At 70.5% G+C, this 4,687-nt stretch carries 2 protein-coding genes and 1 pseudogene; 1 reads left to right on the forward strand and 2 read right to left on the reverse strand.

Annotated elements, in window-relative coordinates:
- On the forward strand, positions 1-657 hold a 657-nt coding region (locus B9S58_RS06575), incomplete at its 5' end, for a transposase family protein (protein ID WP_181009202.1).
- 214 nt (positions 658-871) lie between these two features.
- Here the strand turns inward: B9S58_RS06575 and B9S58_RS06580 are convergent.
- Together B9S58_RS06580 and B9S58_RS06585 are read right to left on the reverse strand one after the other, a co-directional pair.
- Entirely contained in the window at positions 872-2,821 is a 1,950-nt protein-coding gene (locus B9S58_RS06580) for an MFS transporter (RefSeq protein ID WP_103531184.1), read from the reverse strand.
- 93 nt (positions 2,822-2,914) lie between these two features.
- Positions 2,915-4,634: pseudogene (locus B9S58_RS06585) on the reverse strand (IS200/IS605 family accessory protein TnpB-related protein).
- Positions 4,635-4,687 lie beyond the last annotated feature (53 nt).

Genomic DNA, 4,687 nt, shown 5'->3' on the forward strand with positions numbered 1-4,687 from the left:
GTCGACAGCATCGCGGCGACCACTACCCGCACCGGCCTCACGGTCCGGGCCGAACTCGACACCACCGCCTATGAGACAGGAGTGAGGGTCAGTGACGGGCAGATGACCGCCCTGCCGCTGAACCGCCACGACTGGCACGGCGACTGGAACTACACCCTCCGCCCCGAGGAGCACAGTCGGGACGGAATCCCTCCGATCCTGCCCCAGCTCCAGCCCGGCCCCGGCCGCGCCTGGCTGGTCCACCCGGCTCTGACCGGCATGGACCAGCACCAGTGGGACCAGCTCGTCGGCGAGCTGGCGGCAGCCCGCATGGCCCAGAGAGAAGAAGATCTCCACCAGCGGCGCGGCGGTGACCGGCAGAAGACTCCGGCCGTCGGCCTCTACACCGGCCGACGCCCCGGCCTCACCCTCGTCGACCGGCTCCTGGCCACCCTCCTCTACGAGCGGCTCGGGCTCCCGCAGGTCGTCATCGCCCGCCTCTTCGCGGTCGCACCCCAGACCATCAACCGGCGCATCCGCAAAACCCACCAACTCCTCGACGAGATCGGGCACGTCATCGCCCCGGCCGAGCACCGCCTCGCCACCCTGGACGACCTCGCAGACCTCGCCGCACACCTCGGCATCACCCCAACACCAAAGATCAAGACAGCGAGTTGATAATCGGCAGGCCCTAACTACCCGGCCTTGGGGGAACTTCAGGCACCTCATGGCCGTCATGGCAGGACACCTTGCCAGGGCGCCGCCCGCGGAGGGAGAGCCCGTACACGATGTTCCGTACACAGGACGCCGACGGCACACCGAAGGGACACCCACGTGCCGCCCCGCAGGAGGGCGGCCGCCCCGGATCAGCCCACGTCCTGCTCGGCTCAGCTCAGCTCAGCTCTTCGGGGCAGGGCGTGCCCGGCCGGAGCTGGTACGGGGCCGCCAGCCGGTACACGCCCGGTCGCGGCGCGAGCAGTTCGGTCCACTCGTCGCCGTACGGACCCTTCTCGACCTTGTTCAGGCAGCCGTGGGTGTTGAGATAGGTCTTCGGCGCTGTCTCGTCCGCCTCCGACCGCTCCTTCGACTCCTCGGTCTCCTGCGGGCGCTCCACGCTCTTGCCGTCCTCGTCGACGAGGGCGAGCCACCGCGAGTAGGGCACCCGTATCAGCACCCGGCCCGCCGACTTCACGGTGATCGTCAGATCCCCCGCGCCCGCCCGCTCCACCTCCGCCGGCGGGTCGGCGAGGGGCACCGGGTCCAGGACCCGGAAGAGCTTCCAGTTCTCGTCGCCCCAGATCTCGCGCAGGTACGGCTGCCCCTGCTCGACCAACTCCGCCTCCTGGACGGCCCCGGTGGAGTCCGGCCGGTCCTCGGGCAGCACCACGTAGTGCACGGCCCAGCGGTCCAGCCACTCCCGGTAGTTCACCGGGTCCAGCGTGTCGTCGTAGAAGAGCGGGTTGCGCTCCATGTCCGCCTGGCGGTTCCAGCCACGGGCCAGGTTGACGTACGGGGCGAGCGCGGAGGCCTCACGGTGGCTGCTCGCGGGCACGACCTCGACCCGGCCGCGCTCTGCCTCCACCTGCTGGAGCTGGTTGAGGAGCGGGGCCAGTTCACGGTTCCAGGACGCGGCGGGCGCGGTGCGCACGATGTCGTCGACGCTCTTGAAGCCGATCCAGATGTTGAGCCCGGCGAAGGCCAGCACCAGGGCGTACCAGCGGCGGCTGCGCGGCGCCGCGTAAGGCAGGGCCGCGAGGAGCGCCACCCCGGCGAACAGCATCGCCATGCGGGTGATGTTCGACCCGATCTGCGAGTCGATGACATACGTGAGCAGCGTGCCCAGCCCGTAGACGGCGGCAGCGGTGCGGACCGTGCTCCAGTCACGCGGTACGAGGACGAAGACGAGGGCCGCGAAGACGAACGGCAGCGACAGCGTCCCGAGCGACATCGGCTGCGTACCGGAGAACGGAAACAGCCAGGCGGACAGCCCGACCACGGCGACCGGGGCCAGCCCGATCGCGTACGCGCCGGGGCGTCGTCTGTGGAGGAACAGCGCCGCCGCGACGACACCCAGGAAGAGTCCGGCGACCGGGCTGGACGCGGTCGCGAGCGCGGCGAGCGGGGCGGCGACGCCGGCCTTGGCCCACCGCTTGTACCGCCACCGGTAGGGCCAGCAGAACACGGCGGCGACCGCGCCGACGGCGAACATCATGCCGAGCCCGAACGTCACCCGGCCCGACAGCGCGTTGCACAGGAACGCGAAGACCCCGGCGAGCGAGCAGGCCAGCGGGTTACGGACGGCCGGGACCCGCACGAGGATCAGCGCGGTCAGCGCGGAGGAGACCGTACCGGCGATCATCATCGTCGTACGGACGCCGAGCAGCGACATCAGGTAGGGCGAGACCACGCTGTACGAGACGGGGTGCATGCCCCCGTACCAGGCCAGGTTGTACGCGGTGCCGGGGTGCCGGCCCACGAACTCGGCCCAGGCGTCCTGCGCGGCGATGTCACCGCCGGTGTTGGCGAAGAAGAAGAACCAGAGGATGTGGAGGACCGCGGCGGCCGCCGTCGCGATGGTGACGGGGTGCCGCAGTAGTCGGCGGGCCCGGGTGTGCGGCGACGACGGCTCGGGGGCGGTGGGTCCCGGCGCGGGGGCGGTGGGTCCTGCGGCGGGTCCTGCGTCGGGCTCGGGAGGCCCGGGAGGGCCGAAGGAATCAGCCGATTCGGAGGATTCGGGGGACTCCGGGGCACGGGGGGACGGCACGCGAGCGCGCAGGGCGTCGCCCCCGCCCCTGGTGCTCTCATCCGCCTCGCGGCCGGGCTTCGGCTCCGCGGTGGTCACTACGGCTCTCCCCGTCCTCCGCCGGCCCCGTACCTCTTCAAGGACGCGTACCAGCGCCCCTGAGTTGTCCGGGGACGCTAACACGTACCGTTCCTAGCCAGTGTGCATGAGTGGGTGTTGGACCCATTCATGTGTTCTGGGCGCATCCCGAACGGTTTTGGGTGCGCGGGTTGCCGCTTTCGCGTCCCGCTCGGCTGCACGTCTCTGAGGGCGTGGTCCGTTGCGGGTGGGCGGGCTCCCTCACGCCCTCGTGCACCTGGTGCGGCCTGGGCGGTCCGATGCCCGACACGATCTCTCCGGTCGTGTGGGGGCGGTGCCGTCCGACGCCGGATCGGGTGTCCGAGGGCGCGTCTCCCGATCGCGATACCGGCGGCATCGTGACGGGACATCTTCCGTCGGGGTGTGGTTCCGTCGGGGTGTGGCCAGCGGCTTCTGCCAGTGCTGACCGCCCCACACCGAGGTGTAGGCCGGCCGGATCGACCGCGACGATCGCCAGACCCTGTTCGGCGGCCATGGAGACCTGCCGGGCCTTGAGCTTTCCGGTCGGGATGCCGGAGACCAGCTGCCGGAAGCGTTTTCGGCGGCCGTGCTTCTCCCGGGTCTTCTCGGCGCTGAAGTCGAGGTCCTCGATACCGATCGCGGCCACACCGCACTGTTGGGCCCAGTGCAGGAGGCGGGTCAGGGCGTGGCGGATCTGTGCGTCGCGGTGGTGGGTGGTGCCGGAGAGGTCGTAGGTGAAGCGGTGTGGTTCGCCTACGGGGTTGCCGTGCTGGTCGAGGCGGTAGGCGGCGAAGTGGTCGGCGTTGGTGTCGACACCGATCACACCCCCCGCCCTGGCGGCTTCCCACGGGATGGCCTGTACGAGGGGGCGTTGCCAGGACGCGGTCAGATACCAGCGGCCCCGGGCGGTGTCGAGGTGGATACGGTAGGCGACAGCCCGATTGCCTTCGATACGGTCGGCCCACTCCACACCCCGGTGCGCGAACGCCACGGTGCCGGCGAGGGTGTAGCGGCCGTGTGGGGTGTTGGCCAGGTGCGCGAGGGGGGCGGGCAGCTTGATGGACACCTGGCCGTCGGGGGTGACGCGGATCGTCTCGTTCCCGAACCGCTTCCCCGACTCACCGTCCGCAGCCAGGAACCAGCGCTCCGCCTCCCACCGCTCCCGCCACCGCTCCTCGGTGAGCCCGGCCGCGTCGAAGTGGTGGCGGGTGTTGAGGAGACGTTTGCCGCCCCGCACGACCCGTACCCGACCGGCACGCCAGTCCTTCACAGCGGCCGTGCACCGAGCCTCCAGGGCCGCCAAGCGGCGGGACTTGTTGAACCACTCGCCTTTGGACCGGTATCCACCTGCGGCACGTTTGGTGCCCTTCGTCCCGAGCGGGAGGGAGAGCCGGTGCCGCAGTGTTCTGATCCCGGTCTCCAGCGACCGGATGTGTGCGGCCTGGCAGCGACGGGCGAGCGCCCACTGATCATGACTGGCCTTGGTGATCGCCCCGGCGATCCGCGACGACGACACCTTCGTCAGCCCCCGCTTACGCGCAGCCCAGGAATCAGCACCAGGTTCCAGACCCTGCGCGCAGCGAACCTTCAGGTCACGTGAAGCGAGCACGCCCTGATGTTCACCGACCGCCCGCAGCACCCGCTCATCCTGCGGGGTGAGGTGTTTGAGACGGTCCCGGACCGCCACCCCCGAAGGTCCGGGCACCACGAACGGGCCGCCAACGCGCGCACACCATCCACCACCACACCCCCGCCCCAAAGCCGTGCAACCTGTCACCCGGCACAACGAGCAACCATCATCAAGGTCACCCATTCGACCCCAGAACACCCGTACCCGGTTTCCCGCCCTCACCCGTCACACCACCG

The sequence above is a fragment of the Streptomyces sp. SM11 genome (genome assembly GCF_002910905.1).
GTDB lineage: Bacteria > Actinomycetota > Actinomycetes > Streptomycetales > Streptomycetaceae > Streptomyces.